Raw genomic sequence first — 24884 nt, 5'->3', positions numbered from 1 at the left:
CCGGGCGCGGCCCGGAGGTCCTCTCGGCCGCCGCGCCCAGGTCGCGCACCGGCACCACCATGGCCTCAGTGACGGTTTCGGGGCGGGCAGCGTCGGAACCCGGCATCAGCCCTGGACGGTGGGACGGATGTTGATCTCACCGATCTCGACGTCGCCGGGTTGCTCGATGGCGAAGGCCACCGTACGAGCGACAGCCGCCGGCGGGATGCCCATCGCGTCCATGTTCTTGCGCGTCAGCTCCTGGATGTGCGGATCCGACATGGAGTCGGCGAGATCGGTGCGGACGTATCCCGGCGAGACGGCTGTCGTGCGCACCACTCCGTCGGTGGACTCCTTGCGCAGCCCTTCGTGCACGGTGCGAACCGCGTTCTTGGTCGCGGCGTAGACGGCCATCGAGGGGGAGATGGTCAGGCCGGCCTCGGAAACGATGGTGACCAGGTGGCCTGTCCCTTGCTCGCGGAAGGCGGGCAGCGCGGCGGCGACACCGTTGAGCACCCCGCGGAGGTTGACATCGATCATGGCCGACCAGCCTTCGGTGTCGAGGTCGGCCAGCGGGCTGATCGGCGCGATGCCGGCGTTGTTGACCAGCACGTCGATACGGCCGTACCGGTCGGCGGTGGTGGAGATCAGGCGCCGCAGGTCCTCGGCCTTGGTGACGTCGACGACGCACGTGGCGGCACGGCCCCCCTCCTGCCGGATGTCCCGCGCGATGGCGTCGATGCGCTCGCCGCGGCGCGCCGCGAGAACGACCGCGGCGCCGTGCTGGGCGAGCAGCCGGGCTATGGCTTCCCCGATGCCGCCGCTCGCTCCGGTGATGGCGACGATCTTGCCGTCCAGAGAGGACATGGCTGCCTCCAAGTTAAAGTGGACACGTGTCCGATACCTGGTGCACCTTACCGGACACGTGTCCGCTTGTCAGGTGCAGAGGAGCAGGAGGGCCCATGAGAACACCGGCGCGCCGTTCGGACGCGATGGCGAACCGGACCCGCATCGTCGAGGCCGCCCGCGCGGTCCTCGCGGAGTCCGACCACGTCCACCTCAACGAGATCGCCAAGCGCGCCGGTGTGGGACAGGGAACGCTCTACCGGCACTTTCCCAACCGCGAAGCGCTACTCGCCGAGGTCTACCGGCACGACGTCGAAGAACTCGTGACCGCGGCCTCCGCCCTGCTGGCGGAGCATGAGCCCGTAGAAGCCCTGCGTCGCTGGCTGGACCGGGTGATCTACTACGCCGAGATCAAGCGCGGCGTCCTGGCGGCGCTCGAGCCGGCAGCCTGGCAGGAGCTTGTCGCCCACAGTGAGAACCCCATCGAAGGCGCGCTCGCTCTGCTGCTGGACGCAGGAAAGGCGGCCCATACCATCCGCGCGGATGTGGACGCCCACGGCGTGATCCTGCTCATCGCCTACCTCGGGCGACTCGACCAGAACGAATGGGAGTCGATGGCACGGCCACTGATGAACGTCATCCTCGACGGCCTGCGCCGACCCGATCGGGATCGCCCGTAAGCGGACGGATTCGCAGGCAGCGCGCTCTTGTCGTGGTGCCGCGCGGAGAGCTCTGTTCTTCGATTCCGAGGAGGTCGGCATCATGCTGAGTCATGTGCGGGGCCTGGCGCGGGAGGCGAGCATGAAACCCGCGACCGCGCAGGCCGCCGCGGCGAACATCAGCACCACGAACGCCGTCTGGGGCACCCGCGTCGGGAAACCGTGCAGGAACCCGGCGATGACCGCGAACTGCGCGGCGGCCAGCAGTTCCGGTCGGTCCCGTACGGCCTGGGCGGTCACCAGGAGCAGCACCAGCAGGGCGGGCATGGAGATGGGGATCTCGTCGTAGTCAGACGACCCGGTGGCGTAGAGGCTGCAGACGGCCACGGCGAGGAGGAGCGCGGCCGCCGCGTTCAGCACGATCTTCGCCCGCCCCCGGCCCGCTCTGACCAGCAGGACCGTCCGGGCGATGAGCGCGACGGCCAGGACCACGGCGAGCGAGAAGACCACGATCCAGGGGACGGTCTCGCCGGGGTCCTCGTCGACGTCCGAGGCGTAACGGATGTTGACGAAGATCACCACGAGCGTGAGCGCGCCCGCGCCGGCCCAGACCGCCCGCCACCAACCGTCCTCCGCCAGGGCCAGTTCCACGAGCACGGTCAGCAGGACCAGCGCGCACACCACCGCGCTGACGATCAGCCCGACCCTCTCGCCCATGTGGTCGATGAGGTACACGAACACGCCCAGGTGGAGTACTGCCAGACCGGCTGCCGCGCCGAGCGTCGCCTGGCGGGCGCGGCCGTCCGGCAGCAGGCCGAGCGCCAGCGTCGCCGCGATGAGCGCCCACGGCCAGAGCACGTAGTCGCCTTGGACTGACGAGAACCTGTCGGCGAAGAAGAGGCCCTGCGGGGTGGTGAACGTCAGGACCAGGGCTGAGATGAGGGCCACGGCGCGCATCGTCCGGGCGGTCCAGGCCGACCATGCTCGGATCGCGGGCGGCCCCGCTGCGGGCAGGGGCGCTTCCTCGGAAGGTGTCTGCGCGGAGTCGGAGGTGGGATGAGGGGCGGCGGCTTCCGTGATGGGGGCCGGTGCTGGGGCGGCGGGCTGAGAGACGGCGAGCGGTGACGGGATGGAGGTTTGAGGGGTGGCGAGCGGTGACGGGATGGAGGTTTGAGGGGTGGCGAGCGGGGCGGGCCTGGGCGTGGGGTCGGCGGGTGGTGGCGGGGAGAGGGGGAGGGCGGGGTCAGGGGCGGGGGCGTCGGTGCCGAGCGCGCGGGTGGCCGCGGCCGAGACCATGCGGCTGTCGTCGTCGGCCAACCCCTCCAGGGCGAGCCGGGCCGCAAGGGCGAGGCCGGCGTGCCTGCTGCGCCGCAGCCTGGCCAGCTCGTCCACCGTTCCCGCCCTGATCGTGGCGATGGGGTGGTCGATCGCCTCCTGCAACTCGGGCGGGAGCGGGGCGGGCCGATCGACCGGACGACCGCGCCGCGCGATGACGAGGTCGCCCTGGACGTCGAACGTCCACTTGCCCGGCGTCTGGTTGGGCGTGACGGTCCTGACCCGGTCGAAGACGTAGTCGTACAGCTCGTGGATGCCCACGTAGCCGTCCTGGTCGCGGTCGGCCTCGCCCGTCTCCAGCCCTTCGACCAGCGCGCTGGTGAACACCGACGGCGAGGTGTCGCGGGTGTCGGCGAGGTCGGGCCCGTCGAAGGCGTACTCCAGGGCGTTGGAGGCGGTGATGACGACCCGCCCGCGCCCGCCGAACTGATCCTCGACGTGCAGGTCAGTGCCCGCGCGTGGCATGGCGCCGCGCGCGAACGCGCCCGCGTAGCAGCAGTCGAGCAGCAGCACGATGCGGCGGCACCGGCTGCGGTTCATGCGGCGGTTGACGAACTCGGCGGCGACGGCGGTGGCGCCGAGCCTGTTGAGCTTGGTGCTGGGGGTGGCGAAGTACAGCTCGCCGCTGTCGTCCTTGACGCCGTGGCCGGAGAAGTGCAGCAGGAGCAGGTCGTCGGGGTGCCGGTCGGCGAAGAACTCCTCCACGGCCTCGTTGATCACGGCGGTGGACTCGTTGAGCATCGTACGGACGTCGAACCCGCCGATCCCCTCATCACCCAGCACCCTTGCCAGCGCCTCGGCGTCGAGCGCGGGCGCGCGCAGCCGCCGCAGGCCGGGGTCGCGGTATTCGTCGTTGGCCACGATCAGCGCCATGCGCCTGCCCGCCTGCGGGGACGGCTCACCCTGGCGGCGGCGCAGCCACACCTCGACGAGTTCGCGCTGCTCGTCGGAGCGGATGCCGGTCAGCTCCAGCACGTCGCCCTCGATGTCGAGCTTGACCGACCGGTGCCGGTTGCGGGTCAGCCAGGCGGTGATCGCGTTCACGATCGCGCCGAGTAACTCGGTGCCGGCCAGCGCGACCACCAGGCCGCCCAGCGTGAACGACAACACCGCCCGCGTGCCCTCGGGTGCCTGGCCGGCCTCGGCCGCGCTCACCACCACGTCCAGATCGAGCAGCTCGGCGCGCAGCCGCGCCGTGGCCTCGTCCAGCTCCTGCGGGTCGGCGGCGGCGTCGATCACCCGCACGCGCAACCGGGTCGTCTCACTCACGGTGCCACCCCCGAAACAGAGAGCGTCGAACGCATTTTAGGGCCGAAGCCCACGCGCGTCAGGGGTGTTCGCCCCTACGAAATTCCTGATCTTGGAAGGATGCGCGTTGAACGACCGCTGACACGGCCGGGGCGGCGCACCGCGCGCTGGAGCGCCGCGAGGTCCACGGGAAGATCATCCTCCGGCCGGCATAACGCCCGGATAACCACAATCGGTGACGTCCAGGTTATGGGTGAGCCGCTGAACTGACGCCCCTGCGGCCGGGATCCGCCCGGCTCTTTCCGGGGGAGAAGGCCATGGCGATCACGCTTGCCGAGCCGCGTCTGGAACGCCCCGGCTCATTGGACGGTCACGGGCTGTTCGCATGCGTGCTGGCGCTCGCCGCGGCGCTGCGCGTGCTGGTCATGCTGGGGTACGACACGGCGCGGCTCTACTGGTACGACTCCTTCACCTACCTGGACACGGCCGTGCACATGAAACCGCAGGGCGCCTTCCACCCTGCGGGCTACTCGTGGTTCCTGTGGGCGCTGCGGCCCTTCCACAGCGTGGAAGTGGTCGTGGGAGTCCAGCACGTGATGGGCCTCGGCGTCGGCGTGCTGATCTACCTGCTGCTGCGCCGCCAGTCGCTGCCCGGCTGGGGTGCGGCACTGGCGGCGGCGCCGGTGCTGTTCGACCCCGCGTTCGTCCGGCTGGAACACGCCGTGCTGTCGGACCTGCAGGTCATCTTCCTCATCGTGGCGGCGCTGCTCGTGCTGATGTGGCGGCGCGAGGTGTCGACGCGGGCGGCCGCGGCGGCCGGCCTCATCCTGGCCCTGGCCGGGCTGACCCGCACCGCGACCGTGCCGCTGATCGGGCTGGCCGTCCTGTTCCTGCTGCTGCGGGCATCGTGGCGGCAGGCCGTCGCCCTGACCGTGGCGGGCGCGCTGCCGCTGCTCGCCTACGCCGGCTGGTACGCCCAGCACCACGGCAGGTTCGCGCTGAGCGGCTCCGACGGCGTCGCTCTGTGGGCCAGGACGATGACGTTCGCCGACTGCTCGATCATCAGGCCGCCCGCGCGGCAGGCCGTGCTCTGCCCGAACGGCGCCGTCCTGGACGCCGCCTCCGAGTACGTCTGGGACCCCCGGACCTCACTCAACCGCCTGCCCGGCGACCGATTCGCCCACAACGACCTGGCCAGGTCGTTCGCGCTCAACGCCATCGCCGCCCAGCCCCTCGACTACCTGCGCGAGGTCGCCGCGGACACCGCGCTCGCCTTCACCTGGGAGCCCGTCGCCCACCCGAAGCGGATGAGCCCGTCCACGGCCTTCACGACCGGCCAGTGGCCGCTTCCCACGGGACACGCCCTCATCGACAAGGTACGCAACGAATACGACCCGGACATCCGTGGCATGCGCTCCGTGGAGCCGTTCGCCTCGATCCTGGCCGCCTACCCGTATCCGTGGTTCCTCCACGGCACCCTTTTCGGCGTCCTGCTGCTGGTGGGCGGGGTGGGCGCGGTGTCGCGCCGCCGTCTCGTGCCGCTGCCGTGGTCGTTCGCCGTGTTCCTGCTCATCGGGCCGGTGGCCGCGCTGGACTTCGACCACCGCTACGTGCTGCCCGCCATCCCGCTCGCCTGCGTGGCCGCCGCGCTCACCCTGCATGGGTTCCGTAAGGATGCCGGGTGAGGTGAGGTTCACGAGGACCGGCCCAGCAACGCCGCGGTCCTCGACCGCTCCGGTGCGCCGATGGCCGTGAACAACTCGTGGGCCCGTTCCCAATGGCCCAGGGCCTCCTCGTTCCCTTCCAGGGCATGGCCAAGCGTCACCAGGACGCGTGCGTACTCCAGCCGCTGCCCGGAACGCCGAGCGAGCTCCAGAGCCTGCTCGCACGCCTGGACGCACTGCTTGCCCTCGCCCACCGCCAGGTGGATGTCGGCGAGCAGAGCGTGCAGCCGCGGCAGGTTCAGGGGATTGGACGTGAGCGCCAGTTTCAGCGACCGGTCCGCCTCGTTACGCGCGTCTTTGTACTGACCCTGGCGGAAGTGGAACTCCGCGCGGCCCAGCAGCACCTGATCCAGGTCCGTGCCGGTGTTCTCGGCCAGTTCCAGCGCGGCGTCGAGGCGGGCGAGCGCGGTGTCCGCTCTGCCGAGTTCCAGCTCCGCTCCCGCCATGCCGGCCAGCGAAGCGATCTGGCACCGCCGGTTCTCGACCTCTTCGGCGATGGCCAGGCCCCGGCCGAAGGCGTCGATCGCCTGCTCGTAACGGCCGGCGTCATGATGCGCCCAGCCGAACGTCTCGTAGGTGACAGCTTCGGCGTAGCGCAAACCGGCGGCCTGGGCCGAGGCCAGCGCCTCGTCGAGGGTTTGCACGGCCTCGGGGAGGTGAGCCTGTTTCTGGTGGACGAGGGCGAGATTGACCAGGGCGAGCGTCCGCAGATGCCTGTCGCCGGACTCCCCGGTCAAGGGCAGGCAGGCCCGCAGGCACTCCTCGGCGCGCTTCAGCCGGGCGAGCATGATGTAGGCCGAGGCCAGGTTGTTCAGCCCGCGCGCTTCGCCGCGCCTGGACCCCAGCGTGTGATGGATCTCCACGGCCCGCCGATATCGGGGGATGGCTTTGCCGGGCTCTCCCAGTTGTTTGAGCACCACGCCGCTGCCTTGGAGCGCCATGGCCTCCCCCTGGAGCCATGAGGCCCGGCGGGACAGCAGCAGCGCGCGTTCATAGTGATGCATGGCGTTCTTGAGGTCGGCCATGCGCCATCGGGCCAGCCCGATCGAGTAGCACATCGCGGCCTGCCCCCTGAGGTCCCGTTCGTTCTCGGCGGCGGCAAGCGCGATCTCCGCCAGACGCAGCCAATCCCCACGTGTGCGCCGGTGGTGCAGGACGTCTTTCATGGCCTCCACCAGGAGCCACGCATACGGCCGCGGCCCGTGCGCGGCCGCGTGTGACACGGCGGCCACGAGGTTGTCCCACTCGGTGTCGAGCCAGTCGAGCGCGTCCGCCGCGGCGGCGAAGGCCGTCGGGGTCACCTCCGGCCGAGCCTGATCGCAGGCGAGCTGCGGGGCTTCGAATCCGGCCCGGTCGATCGCGTTGGTGACCGTGCGCAGGTAGTAGTCGAGAAGCCGCCGGACGGCCGCCTGCCGCTCGGTCGCCGAGTCCTCCCCGAGGCTGCGTTGCGCGGCGTACTCCAGCACCAGGTCATGAGCGGTGAAACGGTGCGGGCCGGTCTCCTCGATCAGGTGGATCCGCGCCACGGCACCGAGAAGGTCCTGCGCGTTCTCACGGCTCGTTCCCGCCAGGGCGGCGGCCGCCGCCGAGGAGATGCCGCCGCCCGTCGCCGCGCCGAGCAGGCGGAACATCCGCTGCGCCGCAGGCCGCAGCGCCCTGTGCGACAGGTCGAGGGCCGCCTGCACGGCGATGCTTTCGTGGCCCTCCACGCGTAGGCTCACCAGCCGTCCCCGCTCGGCGAGCTGGCGGACGTAATGGGCGATCATCCGGTGCTCGTGGTCGCCGATCCAGGACGCCGCGATGGCCAGCGCCAGCGGCAGCCGGCCGCAGAGCGCCATGAGCTCCTCCGTGGCGTCGGGCTCCCGGAGCAGGCGGTCCGCGCCGATGCCCTGGGCGAGCAGTTGGTGCGTCTCCTCGCGGTCCGGCACGTCCAGCGTGAGGCGCTCGACTCCGTTCAGGGCCACCAGGCTCCCCAGCCGGTTGCGGCTCGTCACGATGGCCCGGCATCCGGGGTCCCCGGGCAGCAACGCGCGTACCTGCTCCGGCTCGGCGACGTCGTCCAGAACCACCAGCACGCGCCGTCCAGCCAGGAACGAGCGGTAGAGGGCGATCTGGGCGTCCAACTCGACCGGTATGTCCTTCGCCGCCACGCCGAAGCCCTGTAACAGCAGCTGCAGCGCCTCGGACAACGACATCGGCTCCCGCTGGTCGAAACCCCGCATGTCGAGGAACAACTGCCCGTCAGGGAACCGTTCGCTCGCGCGATGCGCCCAATGAACCGCCAGCGCGGTCTTCCCCACGCCGGCGGGGCCGACCACGAGCGTCACCCGGTCGGCGTCCAGACACCGGAGCTCGACCGCGCGACCCACGAAGCGGTCGCTCGAGGGCGGCAGCTGACGTGGAACCGGTGCCGCGGGCGCGGCGGTTTCGGCCGCCGGTCCCTCCTCGAGCATGCGCTGGTGCAGCCGCTGCAGATCGGCGCTCGGCTCCACGCCGAGATCGTGTACGAGCCGGGCACGGAACTCCCGGTACGCCTCCAGGGCGTCGGCGAGCCGGCCGTCGTCGCGGAGCGCTCGCATGAGCAGGGCGTGCGGCCGCTCTCGCAGCGGCTGCTCGGCGAGCAACCGTGTCAGTTCGGGGATGGCCGCCCGCCCGCGCCCCGTCTCCAGCAGCGCCGCCGCACGGCTCTCGGCCGCCTCGCACCTGAGCTCCTCGAGCCGGATTCGCTCGACCTGGGCGGCGGGGCCGTTCAGATCGGCGAAGGGGTCGCCGCGCCACAGCGCGAGGGCCCGGTCGTACAGGTCCAACGCGTCCGGGTGCCGGCCGTCCTCCGTCGCCCGCCGCGCGCTTTCCGTCAAAGAGGCGAACTCCTCGGCGTCGACCTCGGCCGCTCCCGCGCGGACCAGGTAGCCCGGGCTCTGGGTGAGGATGACCTCCCGCCCATGGGGATCGAGCGCCCGCCGCAGCTCCGTGATAAGCGCGCGCAGCCGTGCCGGGGCGGAGGCCGGCAGGTCATCTCCCCAGAGGCGGTCGGCCAGCCGTTCCACGGACACCACGCGACCGGCGTCCAGGAGCAGGGCTTCGAGCAGGGTGCGCTGCCTTCCGGTCAGATGGACGGCCCGGCCGTCGACGACGACCTCCATAGGGCCGAGGAGGAGGAACCGGACAGAAGCGGAAGACATCGATCAGACGGTAGCCCATTCCCCCCTCCCAAAGGATCACTTTCCATGCAAGATCCATGCGGGATCCATGCGCGCGGCTGCCACGGTGTTGCCAAATCCCATCTCAGAGATTGGCTGATGCGCCGATGAGGCCACGACTCAAAGGCATGGCCTGGGAGCGGGTCGGGGATGAGCTGCGGCTGGTTTACGACCCACGCGACCAGTTGATTCTGGCCGACCCCGACGGGACGGTGGAAAAGCTTATCGGCCTTCTCGGTGAAGGCGGCAGGACCGTCGCCGAACTCGCGGAGGAACTGTCGCTGGACGAGGCCGACGTGCGGGGCGCCGTCGCGGCCTTCGACGCCGAGCGGCTGCTGGAGGACGGCGACCGCCTCGACCGGCTGGAGCCCGCCGACACCGAACGGTACTTCAGCAACCTGGCCTTCTTCGAGTCGTTCGCCACCCTCGAGCGCAGCCGCGAGGACCTGCAGCGCCGCCTGCGTGAATCACACGTCCTGGTGCTCGGCACCGGGGGCCTCAACTCCAACACCATCCCGCACCTGGCGGGGCTCGGGGTCGGCGCGATGACGCTGCTCGACCGCGACACGGTGGAGTCGCGCAACTTCGCCCGCCAGTATCTCTACCGCGCGGACGACCTCGGTGAGCGCAAGGTCGAGCGCGCCGCGGCGTGGGTGCGTGCCTTCGACCCGGCCATCCAGGTCGAGTGGGTCGAGGCCGACATCGCAGGACCGGAACAGCTCGTCGAGCTGATCCGCCGGGTCCGGCCCGACGTGGTGGCCTCGGGCATCGACCGGCCCAAGTCGATCGACCTGTGGGTCAACGAGGCGTGCGTACGCCAAGGTGTGCCGTTCGTCCGTGGCGGCATGTCGGTCACCACCGGCACGGTCTGGTCGGTGAACCCGGGCGTCAGCGCGTGCCGCGCCTGCCAACCGGCCGACCCCTCGAACCCGGCCGACTTCCCCGACCCCGACGATCCGGCCATCGCCGACGCCATCGCCGCCACGCGCCTCCTCCTCACCAGGCCGCAGCCCAACCGGGGGATCGGGCCGGTCGCCGGCCTGCTGGGGGCATTCGGCGCCTTCGAGGTGCTGCGCTATCTGACCGGATTCGAGCCACCGGCGTACGCCGGTCGGCCACTCGACATCGACTTCGCGCACGGCTGTGCGACGAGTCAGGCCGAGTGGCCACGCGACCCCAACTGTGCGGTATGTGGAAGGAGGTGATCACTGTGAAGATCGAGATCAAGCGCGTCGAGAACACTCGTCTCACGCAGAACGCCCAGGATTCCTGAGAAACCTGGCCGAGGGCCGCACTCCTGTCTGAACGATCGGGGTGCGGCCTTCCCCGCTTCATGCCGACCCTGGAGAGAACAATGGCCACGTCCCTGGATGAGGAGCTGCGCGAGCGGGCCGCCCGGCTGACGGTCGCCTTCGACGGCGAGGCATGGATTCTCGGCCGCCCCGAACTGGGCATTTTCGTCACGGTGCCGGAGCCGGGGGCGGTCTTCGTCACCGCGCTCCAGGAGACCGGCTCGCTCGACGAGGCCGCCGCGCGCGCCGGCGAGGTCGCGGGAGAGCCGGTGGACGGCGCGGACTTCGTCGACGGGCTCACCGCCGCGGGGCTGCTCGACCCGCCGGCCGAGGCAGGCGAAGAACGCGGGCGGATCAAATGGATCGAAGGGGTCAGTCCTCGAACGGCGGCCCGGCTGTTCGGGCGTGCCGCCTGGTCGTTTTACGCGGCCGCCGCGCTCTTCGCCGTCGCCCTCCTGCTGTTCCAGCCCGAGCTGCGCCCCTCCTGGGAGGACGCCTGGTTCCTGCCCAGCCCCGGCCTGTCCGCGTTGAGCTGGCTGGTGTTCGGCATCGTGTTCGGCGCCCTGCACGAGGTGTGGCACTGGCTCGCGGGGCGGGCGATCGGCGTGCCGGCGATCTTCCGGGTCAGCTATCGGGGCATATACGTCGTCTACGAGACCGATCTCACCCAGATCGTCACGGTGCCGCGCAACCGCCGCCACGGGGTCTACCTGGCCGGAATGGCCATCGACACCGTGGTCCTGGCCACCGCGCTCGGGCTGCGGCTGCTCGAACCGCCCGGCCCTCTCGACGATTTCCTCGCCGCCGTGGTGCTCTCCCAGATCTTCGGCATCATCTGGCAGTGGGCCGCCCTGCCGCTGCGCAGCGACTCCTACGCCCTGCTCGCCAACGCGCTGCGCTGCCACAACCTCTACCGGACGACCTGGCTGACCGCCAAGGCCAAGCTGTTGCGGCTCACCCAGGACGAGGCTGCCGAGCTGTCCGAGATGAGCGCGCGCGATCGCCAGGTCGCCCGGTGGTTCGCGGTGCCGTACGTCGCCGGGATCGCCGTCATGGTCTGGATCTTCTTCACGGGCGTGCTGCCGCTTGCCCTCTCGCTGGGAAGCTGGGGCCTGGCCCAGCTCGGCGGCGGCTCGATCGGCTCGCCGGGCTTCTGGGAGGCGCTCGCCGTGGCCGTGTACATCACCGTGCAGCTCGGCCTGCCGCCGCTGCTCGCCCTCCGCGAGCGCCGCCTGCGCAGGGCCGGCGACCTCCTGTGAGGGGAGCGTCGGCCTGTCGCTTGTAAGGCCGGCCGCCTCTCCGTCCAAGAGTAGGAAGAACGTTGATCCTTCTCTTCGGGTTGAGAGGTAGGCATGACCTTAGGCAGCGCCCTGATGGCCGCGATGCTGGCAGGAACGCTCGGCATCACGGCGGTTCATGAGCCGGAGCACGCCGCGCGGGAAACAGGCAGTGTGACCCTGGTGACCGGCGACCGCGTGATCGTCACGGGCCAGGGTTACCGGGTGGAACCGGGGCAGGGCAGGCAGGTGCGCTTCGCCACGCAACGCCGCGACGGCCATCTCCTCGTCGTCCCCTCCGACGCGTTGCCCCTGGTGGCGCGGGGCGTACTGGACGAGCGGCTGTTCGACGTCACCCAGCTCCTGCAGTGGCGCTACGGCGACGCGGACACGGCGGAGATCCCGGTGATCGCTCAAGGCCCCGCGCCCCGGGCGGCGCGGCAGGACCGCCGGCTTCCCAAGCTGGGCATGACCGCCCTGCGCATCCCCAAAGCCGGCACCGCGCAGACCTGGAAGGAGCTGACCAGCGGATCGCGGAGCGCGAAGACCAAGCTCTGGCTGGACGGCCGCCGCTCCTTCTCCCTCGACCAGAGCGTCAAGCAGATCGGCGCCACCGAGGCGTGGAAGCAGGGCATGACCGGCGAGGGCGTCACGGTGGCCGTCCTCGACTCCGGGTACGACCCCGACCATCCCGACCTCAAGGGCGTGGTACGGCAAGCACGGAACTTCTCCGACGCCCCGGACACCAGCGACAACCTCGGCCACGGCACCCACGTCGCCTCCATCATCGCCGGCGCCGGGCAGAAGTACCGGGGTGTGGCGCCGGACGCCGGGATCGCCGTCGGCAAGGTGGGAGACGACACAGGGATCAGGGACTCGGCCCTGCTGGCAGGCATGGAATGGGCCGCCGCCGAGGTCAAGGCCAAGGTCGTCAACATGAGCATCGGCGGCCCTGACGGTCTGGGGCTCGACCCCCTGGAAGAGGCGGTGAACACGCTGTCGGCGCAGACCGGCGCGCTGTTCGTGATCTCCGCGGGCAACAACGGCGGCGCCGGCACCGTGAGCAGCCCCGGCAGCGCCGACGCGGCTCTGACCGTGGGCGCCGTGGACCGGGAGGACCAGGTCGCGGGGTTCTCCAGCACGGGGCCGCGGGCCGACGACCACGCGATCAAGCCCGACGTCACCGCGCCCGGTGTGGGCATCGTGGCCGCGGCGGCCAAGGGCACGGCCGACGGCCCCTACGTCGCCTACAACGGCACCTCGATGGCCGCCCCGCACGTGGCGGGAGCCGCCGCGATCCTCGCCCAGCGCCACCCCGAGTGGACCGGGCAGCAGCTCAAGGCGGCATTGATCGGCTCGGCCAAGCCCACGGGGGACACCACGCCGTTCGAGCAGGGCGCCGGACGGGTGGATCTGGTCCGCGCGCTGGCCCAGCCCGTCACGGCGCAGCCGGGCAATGTGTGGGCCGACTTCCCCTGGAACGGCTCGGGTGAGCGGGAGACGACCACGTCCATCACCTACACCAACGCCGGCGACGCCCCCGTCACCCTGGACCTCACGGCCGAAGGCGAGACGCTGAAGCTGCCGGTCCGGCGGCTGGAGGTGCCCGCCGGTGGCCAGGCCTCGGTCGCCCTCGTGATCGACGCCAAGGACAGGGGCCCGGGCGACTACCCGGGCACGGTCACCGCCAGATCGGGCGAGACCGTCATCAGGACGCTGGCCGGCGCGTACGTCGAACCGGAGTCCTATGACGTGACCATCACCGCCATCGCCAGGGACGGCCGGCCCTCCGTCGCCTTCGGCGAGATCTACAACCTGGAGACCGGCGCACGCCACGGCCTGTTCTTCAAGGACGGCGAGGTCAGGACCCGGCTGCCCAAGGGCGAGTGGAACGTCTACGCGGACCTGTTCGAGGGGTCAGGGTCCACGACCGCGCATGTTCCGCTGAAGATCGACGGTGACGAGGACCTGGTGCTGGACGCGCGCCTGGGCAAGCAGATCCGCTTCTCCGTGGACGAGCCGACGGCCGTGGCCGACAGCACGCTGGAGCTCAACCTGAGCAACGGCTCGTGGAGCTTCGGATGGCTGGACGTGTCAGCGAGCCCCGACAAGGCCTTCTTCGTGCTTCCCGTACGCCAGCCCGGGCTGCGGTACATGACCAAGACCGTCTGGCACAAGAAGGACGCCGCACCCAGCCCCTACCGTTATGACCTCGTCGACTACCACACGGACGGAATCCCGGACGACCCCGCCTACGACGCGCGAACGAGCGATCTCGTCAAGGTGACCGCGACCAATCGGGGGCCCGGCACGGCCGCCAAGGCCACGGTGCTCCTGGGGACGATCTTCCCCGGGTTCACCTGGCCGTTCCTGACACCGACTCCCGACGTCGACCTGCCCGGCACCCTGACCAGCTACCGGTCCCCGGGATTCACCTGGGACACGGAGTTCAGGACGGGCACCGCCACGCTCGTCGGCAGCGACCGGTATCTCAAAGCGCGATCCCACAACGAGATGTGGAACGCCGCGGTGACCGGCCCGGCGTTCGCCACCTCCGGCGGCAGCCGTACCGGGGACGACCTGACCTTCTCCGCCGCGCGGCTCTTCACCGACGGCGTGGCCGGGCGGACCGGCACCGACGCCTCGGTCACCGGCGCGCTCACCCTGTCCAAGGGGGAGGAGAAGCTCGCCGAGACCGACCTGGCCGGCTGCTCTCTCGACAGTCAGGACACGTGCCTGTTGTCGGCGAGGGTGCCCTCGGACGCCGCCGTCTACACGCTGCGAGCCTCGGCACGCAGGAACGCCACACTGTCCACAGCGGTGGAGTCGCTCTGGACGTTCGAGTCGGCGAACACGTCACAGGAGCAGCCGCTCCCGCTGACGGCGGTGCGTTACGCCCCCGCCGGGCTCGACGCCGCCAACCGCGCCAAGCCGGGAACCACCACCAAGGTGCCCCTCTGGATCGAGCGCAACCCCGGCTCGCGCGCGGCCTCGGTGCGGTCCGTGCGGCTGGAGGCGTCCTTCGACGACGGCGAGACCTGGCGGGCGGTCCCGGTGCATCCCGCGTCCTCGGGGTGGACCGCGCGGATCGCCAACCCGGGTACGCCGGGGTTCGTCTCCCTGCGCGCCACGGTGACCTCCACGGCAGGTGAGCGCACCACGCAGACGATCACGCGCGCCTACGCCGTCGGCTGACGCACTCTCCCGTTCAAAGTGCTCAATTGATGAGCACTTTGAACGGGAGGATGGTTTCAATCACCCGATCAGAAAAGGAGAAGACACCATGCTGCGTGGAGTCTCTACCGTCTGCTTCTACGCCTGCGACCTGGAGGCCGCCAAAGGTTGGTACACCGAGGTGCTGGGCGTCGCGCCGTACTTCGACACGCCGGACTACATGGAGTTCCGCATCGGCGACTACCTGCACGAACTGGGCTTCGTGCACAGCAAGCACGCCGGCGGCGAGCTGGCCAGGACCCCGGCCCCCGACACCGTCGGACCGGCCGGCGCCCTGGTGCTGTGGCAGGTGGACGACGTTCCCTCGGCCCTCGAGCGGCTCATCGCCCTGGGCGCCAAACCGCACGACGAGCCCCGCGACCGCGGCGAGGGCTTCATCACCGCCTCGGTGATCGACCCCTGGGGCAACATCCTGGGCCTGATGTACAACCCGCACTACCTCGACATCCTGGCCACCACAGGCAGGGCGTCCTCGCCGCCGCGCTGAGCGACCGTCACGCGCTTCACCGCATGACGGCGACGGCCTCCACCTCCACCAACTGCTCGTCATACCCGAGCACGGCCACGCCGAGCAGAGTGCTGGGGGCGTCGTGGTCGCCGAAATGGGCCCGCACGACGTCCCAGGCCGCGACCAGGTCCGACTGGTTCGACGAGGCCACGTACACGGTGGTCTTCACGACGTCGGTCAAGGACGCGCCCGCCGCCTCCAGCGCGGTCGCCAGATTGCGCATGACCTGCTCGGCCTGGCCCGCGTAGTCGCCCACGGCGACCGTACGGCCCTCGGCGTCCAGCGGGCACGCCCCGGCGGTGAACACCGCGCGCAGCGGCCCTCGCGCAAGCGCGGCGTAGGCGTAGTCGACCTGGTCGGTGAGCTTGTCGCTTCTGATGAGTTCAATAGTCATAAACCCTCCTTCGTCGGGCCCATGTTTCCTTGCTTACTGATGACCTCGACAAGCTCGGTCACTAGGCGTTCCTAGTGGACGTGGCGGCGGGCGTCCAATGGTTTTCAGAGCTTGCCGAGCCCCCGGGCCAGGACGGTGGCCGTCTTCGCGATGGTCGCGTTGTCGGTGGGCAGACCGGGGGTGCGGTTGGTGTAGACGGCCATGACGATGGGCGCGGCGCCCTTGGCGGGCCAGATGACGGCGATGGCGTTCCCGCCGCCGAAGCCGTCGGAGTTGGTGCCGGTCCTGTCGGCGATCGTCCAGGTCTTGGGCAGGCCGGCGCGGATGCGTTCCGCCCCGGTCGTGTTCGCCAGCAGCCACGCGACGAACTGCTCCCGGTCCTTGGCGTGCAGCGCCGTCCCGGTCGCGAGCACGCGCAGGTCGCGGGCGATGGCCGTGGGTGTGGTGGTGTCGCGCTTGTCCTTGGGGGTCCAGTCGTTGAGCTCCGGGTGCCAGCGGTCCATCCGGGAGACCGGGTCCTTCAGCGTACGGAAGTACGCGGTCAGCCCGGCGGGCCCGCCGATCAGCTTGAGCAGCAGGTTGGACGCGGTGCCGTCGCTCACGGTGATGGCCGCCGAGCACAACTGGGAGACCGTCAGCCCGTCCTTGAGGTGCTTCTCGGTGACCGGCGAGTTCGGCTTCATGTCGGCGGCCGTCCACTTGACGAGCCTGTCCATCAGACCGGGTTCGGAGGTGCGCGCCCTGTTCAGCACGGCCGCGCACAGGGGCGCCTTGAACGTGGACAACATCGGGAAGCGCTCGCCCGCCCGGTACGTCACCGTCTTCCCGGTCGCGGTGTCGATGGCGTACGCGCCGATGCGCCCCTTGAAGGACGCCTCCAGCGCCCGCAACTCCTTCTTGACCTGGGCCTCGGCCGAAACCGCGACCGCGAGCGCGGGGACGGCCGCCGCCGAGGCCGTGCCCGCACCGGACAGGAGGGAGGCCGCCAGGGCGGCCGCGGGCAGCACCGCGGCGAGGCGGCGGGGGCGGAGGTGTCGCATGTCAGGTCCTTGCTCATCGTCTGTCGGAGAGCAGGAGCAAAGCAGATACGATCACGTGCTGTCTAATACCGATATCGGCAATCGAGCGATATCGTTTTCTATATCAGTGCTGGTCCGGCGGCCTGACGATCACGCATGCTGTTGATCAGGCCGGCGGCGGTCGTGACGTCGCGGCAGGAGATCAGGAAGTCCGAGCCGTCGGCCAGGCGCAACGCCAGCGCGGGCCCGGGCAGGAGCACCATGCCCGCCCTGGCGCCGTGCAGAACGCCCTTCAGCAGCCACTCGCTCGCGTCGACGTCGACCGCGTCGGCTCGCCGCACGCTGTCGAGCGCCACCTCCCGGCTGATCGGGCCGATCGTGACCCGCACCGCCCGCTCGTCGATGGTCAGCCGGTACGAACGCATCGGCAGCAACGCGACGGGGACGATCACGCTGACGGCGCCGGCCCATCCCGGCGAGCCCGCGGTCATGACCAGCATGGCAGTCGTGGCGGCCCCGGACAGCGCCAGAGCGGCCACGGCCACGTCGACGACCCGGTGGACGCGACGTTCCTGCCAGGCGACCTTCTCCTGGCCGGCCAGGGGCAGGCGCGTCGCGTCGGGGCCGGGGGCGCCGATCGCGCGGCCGGCGGGGGAGCGGCGGCCGGCCAGGAGAGCCGCGACCAGCACACCGGCCAGGAAGGCCAGCGGGACGAGCCCGATCATGGCCGCCGTCGAGGGCATGCCGGCCTCGGCGGCGGTGCGGGCGTCGAGCGCCGCGTGCAGGATGACCAGCAGCGCGGTGCTCAGCGCAGCGCTGACCGCGGTGACCGCCACCTGGATGGTGGCCCGCAACCAGTGGGCAGGTGCGGCCGGAAGCCGTCCGACCAGTACGAACGCCACCACCCCCGCCACCCAGAGCAGTGCAGGGGCGCTGAGCATCCCGCCGGCCAGCCCTTCGATGGTGATGGTGGAGACAATAGGCCGCCCGTCCACCCCTCCCCGGTTGGGCAGTTCGGTGGGCAGTCTGTCCCGCCAGGCCAGCATCGTCAGCAGGGTCCCGCCCAACACCGCGGGCGGCACGGACATCCCGATCAACCAGCGAATCTTCCGCATCACGCGAACTCCTTGTCCACCAACGTCATGAGCTCGTCGCGGCCCACACCCGCGCGGCGGGCGGTGGCGACGAGCTCTCGAACGGTTTCCACCAGGCGCGCCTGGTCGGCGGGGTTCGCCCCGGTGACCGTCGCGCCCCGCCCCGGCCGCAGCTCGATCAGCCCTTCGTCGCGCAGATCGGCGTACGCGCGCAGCACGGTGTGCATGTTGACGCCCAGTGAGGAGGCCAGCTCCCGCCCCGCGGGCAACCGGTCCCCTCGGCTCAGCAGGCCGTCGGCGATCCCTCGGCGGACGCATCCGGCGATCTGGTCGCTGAGCGGTGTGCTGCTGCTGGGGTCCACTCGGAAGAGCATGTTCTAATCATGATAGAACAATGCAAGTTTTGCAAGATCCTTGTTTTCGCCGTCGGCCAGATGGTCGCGGCAAGACTGATCAATCCCGGTTGAACCCGGCTCATGACGCGGCCCGTACCTCCGATGAGCAACCGAAAGCTGAAAGGGCCGACCATGAACAAGCGCACCCTCGCTCTTCCCGGCCTGGCCGTCGCCACGGCTGTGATCGCCACCTCTGTGACCCCCGCCGCCGCTCAGTCGAGCACACCCGTATACCTGGCCGCCTCTCTCAAGGGCGCGAACGAAGTCGCCGCCCCCGGCATGAAGGTCGGTGACAAGGACGGGAACGCGCTCGCCGTGTTCCGCATCCACGGGGAACGGGTCGACTACGCCGTCCGATGGCAGAACGTGAACGCCCCGAGCGGGTTCCACATCCACCGGGGCGCGGCCGGCGAGAACGGCGAGGTCAAGATCCCGTTCATCACCACGGCGCTGCCCGCCCAACTCCACGCCGTCAAGGGCACGGTCATCGTCAAGGACCGCGACCTGCTCGGCCGCATTCTCAACAACCCCCAGAACTGGTACGCCAACCTGCACAACACCGAGTTCGGCGGCGGCGCCGTACGGGCCCAACTGCAGCGCGTCCGGCCGGTGTCCATGGAGACGGTGCTGGCGCACGGGTTCGGCCGCACGCTGACCGCGCGCGCAGACGGGCGGCAGGAGATCCCGGCGCCCGGCACGAAGGTCGGCGACGACAACGGCCGCGCCGCGTGGCTGGTGCAGCCGGAGGGCGAACGCGTGTGGTTCGCCGCCGCGTGGAAGAAGATCAACGCGCCGACCGCCGCGCACATCCACCGGGCGCCGAAGGGCAAGAACGGGCCCGTCGTCGTGCCCTTCTTCGAGGCCAAGGGCGGTCTGCCGCCCAGCGTCACCGGCCTGGCGGGCAGCGCCAAGACCTCCGCCGCCGTGGCGGGCCGCATCTGGAAGAACCCCAAGAACTGGTACGCGAACCTGCACAACGCCAAGTTCCCCGGCGGTGCGGTACGCGGTCAGCTCTACCGGGGCGATTGGTAGAAGTTCCGCCGAACTCCTGGACGTCTTCCGCCGGTCAGGAACCAGCGCAGGGTGCGGGCACTCCCCCTGACGGGGGAGACGCCTGCCCCTCGCGGGGGTGGCCGGGCACGGACGCGGTCGCGAGGCTCGTGACCATGAACATGCACCGGCTCGTCCTGCTGCGCCGCGCCGCCGGATTCACGGCGGCGGGGGCGATGTCCCTCTATCTGCTGGTCAAGCTCGTCTGGATCGCCCTCGAACTGTTTCACGGCACCTCCGACTGGGTGCTGCTGAACGCGGTCACGGTGGTGATGGCCCTGGTCGGCGGCGCGTTGGGGCTGGCGCTGGCCCAGTCATGGGGGACGCGGTCGCCGACCTGGCTGGTGCTGCCGGCCTGCTGGATCGCCGGCGGTTTCCTGGTGTCGATGCTGCCGTTCATGGTCGCCAGCGGCGTTCTGGCGCCCAGCGCGCCCGAGCCCGCGGACGATGCCTCCATGCCGGCGTGGGAGACGGTGTTGATCGGGGTGGGATTCGCCGCGATGGCGGTGGCGCTGGTCGTGGGCTTGCCGCTCTTCCTGCGGGAACGGTGGCCGCACGCCTTCACGGGGCGGGTGGGCCGGGACAGAGCGGACGCCCGTACCGCCTGGATCCTGCTGCCGCTGACGGCACTCGGCGCGCTGTGGGTTTACTGGGCCGCGGGCGGGACCGCCGGGCTGGACCCGGCGGCCGAGGCCCTGTGGGACGTGAACGCCCGGCTCCTCGTGGCCAACAGCGCGCTGTGGGCGGTGGCCGGCGCCTGGAGCATGTGGACGCTCGGCCGGTGGGGGAGCGGACGGGGACGGGTGTGGCTGCCCATGGCCCTGGGGTTCGTCGCGTCCGGGTCGCTGTTCTCCTGGGGAGGATGGAAGCTGCTCTGGCTGCTCCTGCCGGGGATGTACCAGCCGGTCGAGCACCGCTGGGTGGCCGTGACCGAGCACGGCGTCGCCATCGTCACGGGGGCCGCCGTCCTGCTGGTCCTGACGCGGGTGTACCGGCGTCGCGCCTGCGATCCGATATACTGATCTTGCATCCCATGCTCATCCTGGCCGGTCAGGCCGTCGGCTTTATTCGATTGTCGGCGGCGCCGGCCGTTCGGCATGATCAAGTATGGCGCTGACACGGGAACTGCTCGCCTACTACGAGCAGGACAGGGAGCACGATCGGCTGCGCGAGGGACGCGGGCGGCTGGAGTTCTGGCGCACGCAGGACGTCCTGCGCCGAACGCTGCCGCCGGCGCCGACCCGGCTGCTGGACGTGGGCGGCGGCACGGGCGTGCACGCCGAATGGCTGGTCGCCGACGGCTACGACGTCGAACTGCTGGACCCGATCTCCCTCCACGTCGACCGCGCCTCCCGCCTGCCCGGGGTGAGCGCGCGGCTGGGCGACGCGCGGCGACTGCCGGTGGCGGACGCGAGCGTGGACGCGGTGCTGCTGCTCGGCCCGCTCTACCATCTGGCCGATCGGGCCGACCGGGTGCTGGCCCTGACGGAGGCACGCCGCGTCGTACGGCCCGGCGGCCCGGTGGCCGCCGCGACCATCAGCCGGTACGCGGGCGTCCACGAGGCGATCTACCTCGGTTCGTACGTGGATGAGCGGGAGAGGCAGACCGCGCACACGTCCATGACGGACGGGACCATGCTGTCTCTCGGACGAGGATTCACCGCCTACCTGCACGACCCGGACGAGGTTCCGCGCGAATTCGCCGACGCCGGTTTCCCCGACGTCGAACGGTACGGGCTGGAGGGCGCGTTCGCCCTGTACGGCGACGTCAACGACTGGCTGGACGACCCGGAACGCCGGGCCCATCTGCTCGCCGCCCAGCGTTCGATGGAATCGGTGCCGTCGCTCCTCGGAATCAGCGGCCACATGCTCAACGTCGCCCGGCGAGGCCATAATCTCGACGTACTGCTGGACGAGCTCAACGGAGAGGACACCGGCCATGAGTGAGACAGCCGACCGTTACCGGCGCAGGGCCGACGCGTTCGAGCGCACGGTCGTGGGCGTGCGCCCGGACCAGTGGGCGAACCCGTCCCCGTGCGAGAAATGGACCGCCAGGGACGTGGTGCGGCACATCGTCGAGATGCACGCGGCGATGTTGCACCCCCTCGGCCGCTCCCTCGGCCCGGCGCCGTCCATGGATGAGGACCCGGTGGCCGCCTTCCGCGCCGCCCGCGCCGATGTGGAGGCCATCCTGGACGACCCCGCGCTCGCGAACCGGACAAGCGACACCCCCACCGGCCCGGTGACCGCGGAGCAGCACATCGACCAGGTCCTCAGCGAAGACCTCCCACTCCACGGCTGGGACCTCGCCCGCGCCACCGGCCAGGACGACACGATCGACCCCGAAGACGTCGAACGGGCCTGGGCGGGCATGCGGGCGCTCCCCGCCGAACTGATGGAGAAGTTCCGCACGCCGGGTGCGTTCGGACCGGACGTCGAGGTGTTCGGCTCCGAGGTGAAGGTCGCGCAGGACGCCTCCTCTCAGGACAAGCTGCTCGCCTTCATCGGCCGGGATCCGCACTGGCGCCCATGACACTCCCTGTGTCAACCGCGGACCGCGTCGTCGTCGTGCCCTCCCGGCCGTCCCGCACCGAGTCCTTCGACGACCACTGGTCAGCCACGATCCCATCGAGCAGCACGGGGGATGACATGTGCTCGCCTCCCCATGGGATGCGAAGGTTGGACAGGCGGGTGGCCGGATTTTGTCGGTGCCGGGTGGCACGATTCGCCTATGCCGCCAACTGACGCCTCGATCGTGTCCTACTGGGATGCCGCCGCCGCCTCCTTCGACGAGGAGGCCGACCACGGTCTTCGCGATCCCCAGGTCAGGAGCGCGTGGGCGGAGCGCCTGCGCTCCTGGCTACCCGCCGCGCCCGCCGACGTTCTGGACCTCGGCTGTGGTACCGGCTCGTTGTCCCTGCTGCTGGCCGAGCAGGGGCACCGGCCGGTCGGGGTTGACCTGTCACCGCTGATGGTCGAGCGGGCGCGGCAGAAGCTCGTCGCGGCCGGTTTCGATGCCGTGATGGCGGTGGGTGACGCGAGCGACCCCTCGCCGCAGGCGGGAACGTCCTTCGACGTGGTTCTCTCCCGGCACCTGTTGTGGACCCTGCCCGACCCGGAGGCGGCATTACGGCGATGGATCGGCCTGCTGCGCCCCGGCGGGCGTCTGGTGCTCGTCGAGGGACGCTGGGCGACCCCCGACGAACCTTACGCCGCGGGCCTGCCCTGGATGGGCGGGGTCGGGGCCGAGCACCTGGAACGGGTGGTGCGGCCGTTGACGAGGAGCGTGCGCGTCGAGCCGCTCCCCGACCCGGTTCTGTGGGGCAAGCCCGTCCACGACGAGAGGTACGTCGTCGTCGCCCTCGCCTAGCGGCGGCCACGCGGGACGGCGGAGCTGGGGTCGGCGCCGGAGAAGGTCAGGCCGATGACGAAGCCCGCGACCTCCTCAAGCTGACGGACACGATCCAGCGACCCCAGCACGGCCGGCACCCCGCCCACGTCGCGTACGAGGTCGCCGACCACGCGCAGCGCGTCCTGGTCGTCGCCGCACATCGCCACCGTCGGCACGGGGCCGGCGTGGGCCCACTGGTCGGCGGGAAAGAGGTGAAAGGCCTTGACGACGTGCGCGCCGGGAGACAGCCGGGCGATCCGGTGCGCCATCGCCTCGCCTGGGCCGGTGAGCAGCGCGCCCACGCCGTGCTCTACGGCGTTCGTGGGGTCGATCAACGGCGTTCCCGCCAGCGTCCCTTCGGGTGCTCCCGCGGCGGCCAGCATGTCCTCCGCCCCGTGCCATGACACCGCGAGCAGCACCGCGTCGCGGTCCGCGACCGCCTGGCGTGGTGTGACGGCGCGGGTCCCCCGTCCCAGCCGGTCGGCGAGGTCCCGCGCCCTGGCCGGGGCCCGTCCGGCGACGACCAGGTCGTGTCCCGCACGTGCCCAGCGCTCGCCGAGCGCCGCCGCCAGCATTCCCGTTCCCAGAATTCCGATTCGCGTCATGTGGCTACCGTAGGGAGGGCGTCACGCACCGATCGGTACGTGACGGGCAGGCGATGATGGCGGGCGAGATGAGCGGTCGGAATGAGTTGGTGGCCGATTGCCGGCTGCGTGCGGCCGCCGATCTGTTCGCCCACACGTGGGACACCGTGATCCTGGCGGCCCTCGCGCCGGGGGCGTCGCGGCGGCGCGAGTTGCGTGCTGACATCGGCGGCATCAGCGACAAGGTGCTGACCGAGGCGTTGCGGCGGCTGCTCGCGAACGGGCTGATCGAGCGCCGGGCGCATGCCGAGGCGCCGCCGAGGGTCGAGTACGCGCTGACCGGCCTGGGGCGGAGCCTGGTCGACGGGCCGATGGCGGCGCTCGGACGCTGGGTGGTCGAACACGGCGACGAACTCGCCGACGCCCAGGAGCGAGCCGACGCCGATGCCCGGCATTGGGCTGATGTCCAGGAACGGGACCTACGCCCGGAAGCGGGCCTACGTCCTCAGTGAATCCAGGTGGGACGACAGCACCCGGGTGGCCCAGTCGGTGTCGGATGAGGGTGGCGCGTAGAGCAGGTGGAGGGCCAGCCCGTCGATGACGGCGTGCAGCCTGCGGGCCTCCAGTTCGAGGTCGCGCCCGGGCGACAGGTCCACGCCGTTGTCGAGCTGGGCGATCATCCAGCGGCAGGTGTCGCGCAGGGCTTCGAGCGCCTCCTCTCGCGGACCCTTGAGGGACTCCTCGGTGTTGGCCGCGCCGAACAGCGCCAGCCAGACCTCCATTTCCGCGCGCCGCCCCTCGTCCAGGGGCAGCAGTTCGCAGGCCAGGGCCTCGACGGTCTCCCGGATGGTCGGACGCGGTGACAGCGCGGCCGCCCGGTCGCGTACCCGGGCGAGCACCAGGTGCGCGGCGAACACCAGCAGTTCGCTCTGGGTGGGGAAGACGTGGCGCAACGATCCGGCGGACAGTCCGGCCTCGGCCGCGACCACACGGACGGAGACGTGCCCGATGCCGTCACGCATGATCACCCGCCAGGCCGCCTCTGCGAGCTCCTGACGTCGTTGTTCATGGTCGATGAGTTTCGGCACCGGCTTATGTTAACTCACCCGTGCTAGCATAGAGCTGTGGAAGTACAGTCGTACCAGCAACGGGCCGTCCCCGTTCCCCTCCGCCTGCTCGTCCCCGGACTGGTCGTCCTGCTGGCGCTCTACGCCGTCCTGCCCGTCATGATGACCGTCGACCGTGCCGCCACCGGCGCGTCCATCATGCGGAACACCCCCGCGCTCAGCCCCGCCGACCTGGATGTGGCGGTCGCCGCCGCCCTCGCCTACACGATCGTGCTGCACGTGGTCAGCGCCGTCCTCGCGCTCTGGTTCACCCTCAAGACGGTCAGAGGCCGCCGCTGGGCCCGTATCGCCCTGACCGCCTTTCTGGTTCTCCTCACCCTGGGCAGCCTCAACTCCGTGACGGCCGGTGCCGAGTACCTGTGGGCGGTCATCTCCACCGACGCCGTCCAGCTCGCCATGATCGCCCTGCTCTGGCTTCCCGCGTCGGCACGCCGTTTTTTCGCCGCCGGCTGAGAACGGCCCGAGGTGCCGCAGGTCGTTTTCCCGGACAATGACAGAGCTATCGTAGATCGTGGATCTACGATAGCT

General features: G+C 70.7%; 22 protein-coding genes. 13 read left to right on the top strand and 9 right to left on the bottom strand.

The features are described from left to right. Positions 1 to 105: 105 nt before the first annotated feature. On the bottom strand, positions 106 to 846 hold the full coding sequence (locus ACFOY2_RS48015) for an SDR family oxidoreductase (RefSeq protein ID WP_379534851.1): 741 nt from the start codon (positions 844 to 846) through the stop codon (positions 106 to 108). A 95-nt stretch (positions 847 to 941) separates the two neighbouring features. On the opposite strand from ACFOY2_RS48015, the gene ACFOY2_RS48010 reads away from it, so the two are divergent. Continuing rightward, positions 942 to 1505, top strand: coding sequence for a TetR/AcrR family transcriptional regulator (locus ACFOY2_RS48010; protein ID WP_379534850.1), 564 nt, complete (start codon positions 942 to 944; stop codon positions 1503 to 1505). A 90-nt stretch (positions 1506 to 1595) separates the two neighbouring features. On the opposite strand, the gene ACFOY2_RS48005 is transcribed toward ACFOY2_RS48010, so the two are convergent. Continuing rightward, positions 1596 to 4088, bottom strand: a complete 2493-nt coding sequence (locus ACFOY2_RS48005; protein ID WP_379534849.1) for a caspase family protein — start codon at positions 4086 to 4088, stop codon at positions 1596 to 1598. A 296-nt stretch (positions 4089 to 4384) separates the two neighbouring features. On the opposite strand from ACFOY2_RS48005, the gene ACFOY2_RS48000 reads away from it, so the two are divergent. After that, entirely contained in the window at positions 4385 to 5752 is a 1368-nt protein-coding gene (locus ACFOY2_RS48000; RefSeq protein WP_379534848.1) for a phospholipid carrier-dependent glycosyltransferase, read from the top strand. Between the two features lie 8 nt (positions 5753 to 5760). Here ACFOY2_RS48000 and ACFOY2_RS47995 read toward each other — a convergent pair whose 3' ends face one another. Continuing rightward, the gene (locus ACFOY2_RS47995) at positions 5761 to 8973 is read right to left on the bottom strand and encodes an AfsR/SARP family transcriptional regulator (RefSeq protein ID WP_379534847.1); all 3213 of its coding nucleotides are present in this window, start codon (positions 8971 to 8973) and stop codon (positions 5761 to 5763) included. Between the two features lie 125 nt (positions 8974 to 9098). Here ACFOY2_RS47995 and ACFOY2_RS47990 point away from each other — a divergent pair, with 125 nt between their 5' ends. The 4 genes from ACFOY2_RS47990 to ACFOY2_RS47975 all read left to right on the top strand — a co-directional run bounded on the left by ACFOY2_RS47990 (position 9099) and on the right by ACFOY2_RS47975 (position 15281). After that, on the top strand, positions 9099 to 10196 hold the full coding sequence (locus tag ACFOY2_RS47990; protein ID WP_379534846.1) for a HesA/MoeB/ThiF family protein: 1098 nt from the start codon (positions 9099 to 9101) through the stop codon (positions 10194 to 10196). Between the two features lie 149 nt (positions 10197 to 10345). Continuing rightward, positions 10346 to 11542, top strand: a complete 1197-nt coding sequence (locus tag ACFOY2_RS47985; RefSeq protein ID WP_379534845.1) for a hypothetical protein — start codon at positions 10346 to 10348, stop codon at positions 11540 to 11542. Positions 11543 to 11635: 93 nt separating this feature from the next. Then, a complete protein-coding gene (locus ACFOY2_RS47980) occupies positions 11636 to 14755 on the top strand; it encodes a S8 family serine peptidase (RefSeq protein ID WP_379534844.1) in 3120 nt (1039 codons plus the stop codon). 88 nt (positions 14756 to 14843) lie between these two features. Next, positions 14844 to 15281 carry a VOC family protein gene (locus ACFOY2_RS47975; protein ID WP_379534843.1) on the top strand — a complete coding sequence of 146 codons (438 nt, stop codon included), beginning with the start codon at positions 14844 to 14846 and terminating at the stop codon, positions 15279 to 15281. A gap of 16 nt (positions 15282 to 15297) precedes the next feature. On the opposite strand, the gene ACFOY2_RS47970 is transcribed toward ACFOY2_RS47975, so the two are convergent. The 4 genes from ACFOY2_RS47970 to ACFOY2_RS47955 all read right to left on the bottom strand — a co-directional run bounded on the left by ACFOY2_RS47970 (position 15298) and on the right by ACFOY2_RS47955 (position 18183). Beyond that, complete coding sequence (locus ACFOY2_RS47970; protein ID WP_379534842.1) at positions 15298 to 15696, bottom strand: RidA family protein; 399 nt, start codon at positions 15694 to 15696, stop codon at positions 15298 to 15300. Between the two features lie 104 nt (positions 15697 to 15800). After that, the gene (gene bla / locus ACFOY2_RS47965) at positions 15801 to 16736 is read right to left on the bottom strand and encodes a class A beta-lactamase (RefSeq protein ID WP_379534841.1); all 936 of its coding nucleotides are present in this window, start codon (positions 16734 to 16736) and stop codon (positions 15801 to 15803) included. Between the two features lie 98 nt (positions 16737 to 16834). Continuing rightward, positions 16835 to 17830 (bottom strand): hypothetical protein, encoded by a 996-nt coding sequence (locus ACFOY2_RS47960; protein ID WP_379534840.1) that lies wholly within the window; start codon positions 17828 to 17830, stop codon positions 16835 to 16837. Beyond that, complete coding sequence (locus ACFOY2_RS47955) at positions 17830 to 18183, bottom strand: GntR family transcriptional regulator (protein ID WP_379534839.1); 354 nt, start codon at positions 18181 to 18183, stop codon at positions 17830 to 17832. Before ACFOY2_RS47955 ends, ACFOY2_RS47960 begins: the two co-directional genes overlap by 1 nt. A 153-nt stretch (positions 18184 to 18336) precedes the next feature. Between ACFOY2_RS47955 and ACFOY2_RS47950 the strand changes: the two genes are divergently transcribed. The 5 genes from ACFOY2_RS47950 (at position 18337) to ACFOY2_RS47930 (ending at position 22624) form a co-directional block, all read left to right on the top strand. Next, a complete protein-coding gene (locus ACFOY2_RS47950; protein WP_379534838.1) occupies positions 18337 to 19236 on the top strand; it encodes a CHRD domain-containing protein in 900 nt (299 codons plus the stop codon). A gap of 134 nt (positions 19237 to 19370) precedes the next feature. Then, the gene (locus ACFOY2_RS47945) at positions 19371 to 20276 is read left to right on the top strand and encodes a hypothetical protein (RefSeq protein WP_379534837.1); all 906 of its coding nucleotides are present in this window, start codon (positions 19371 to 19373) and stop codon (positions 20274 to 20276) included. Between the two features lie 85 nt (positions 20277 to 20361). Next, positions 20362 to 21201 carry a class I SAM-dependent methyltransferase gene (locus ACFOY2_RS47940; RefSeq protein WP_379534836.1) on the top strand — a complete coding sequence of 280 codons (840 nt, stop codon included), beginning with the start codon at positions 20362 to 20364 and terminating at the stop codon, positions 21199 to 21201. Beyond that, positions 21194 to 21787, top strand: coding sequence for a TIGR03086 family metal-binding protein (locus ACFOY2_RS47935; protein WP_379534835.1), 594 nt, complete (start codon positions 21194 to 21196; stop codon positions 21785 to 21787). Before ACFOY2_RS47940 ends, ACFOY2_RS47935 begins: the two co-directional genes overlap by 8 nt. 198 nt (positions 21788 to 21985) lie before the next feature. Further along, entirely contained in the window at positions 21986 to 22624 is a 639-nt protein-coding gene (locus tag ACFOY2_RS47930; protein WP_379534834.1) for a class I SAM-dependent methyltransferase, read from the top strand. Here ACFOY2_RS47930 and ACFOY2_RS47925 read toward each other — a convergent pair. Further along, positions 22621 to 23250, bottom strand: a complete 630-nt coding sequence (locus ACFOY2_RS47925) for an NADPH-dependent F420 reductase (RefSeq protein WP_379534833.1) — start codon at positions 23248 to 23250, stop codon at positions 22621 to 22623. The genes ACFOY2_RS47930 and ACFOY2_RS47925 overlap by 4 nt on opposite strands. Before the next feature lie 68 nt (positions 23251 to 23318). Here ACFOY2_RS47925 and ACFOY2_RS47920 point away from each other — a divergent pair, with 68 nt between their 5' ends. After that, positions 23319 to 23741, top strand: a complete 423-nt coding sequence (locus tag ACFOY2_RS47920) for a winged helix-turn-helix transcriptional regulator (protein WP_379534832.1) — start codon at positions 23319 to 23321, stop codon at positions 23739 to 23741. Here ACFOY2_RS47920 and ACFOY2_RS47915 read toward each other — a convergent pair. Continuing rightward, entirely contained in the window at positions 23727 to 24317 is a 591-nt protein-coding gene (locus ACFOY2_RS47915; RefSeq protein ID WP_379534831.1) for a TetR/AcrR family transcriptional regulator, read from the bottom strand. The two genes, ACFOY2_RS47920 and ACFOY2_RS47915, sit on opposite strands and share 15 nt — an antisense overlap. A 36-nt stretch (positions 24318 to 24353) precedes the next feature. Between ACFOY2_RS47915 and ACFOY2_RS47910 the strand changes: the two genes are divergently transcribed. Continuing rightward, positions 24354 to 24809, top strand: coding sequence for a hypothetical protein (locus tag ACFOY2_RS47910; protein ID WP_379534830.1), 456 nt, complete (start codon positions 24354 to 24356; stop codon positions 24807 to 24809). Positions 24810 to 24884 lie beyond the last annotated feature (75 nt).

This window comes from Nonomuraea purpurea (assembly GCF_042650645.1).
Classification (GTDB): Bacteria; Actinomycetota; Actinomycetes; order Streptosporangiales; family Streptosporangiaceae; genus Nonomuraea; species Nonomuraea purpurea.
Note: the sequence above shows the minus strand (reverse complement) of the source record. Positions and strands in the feature narration are given on the sequence as shown.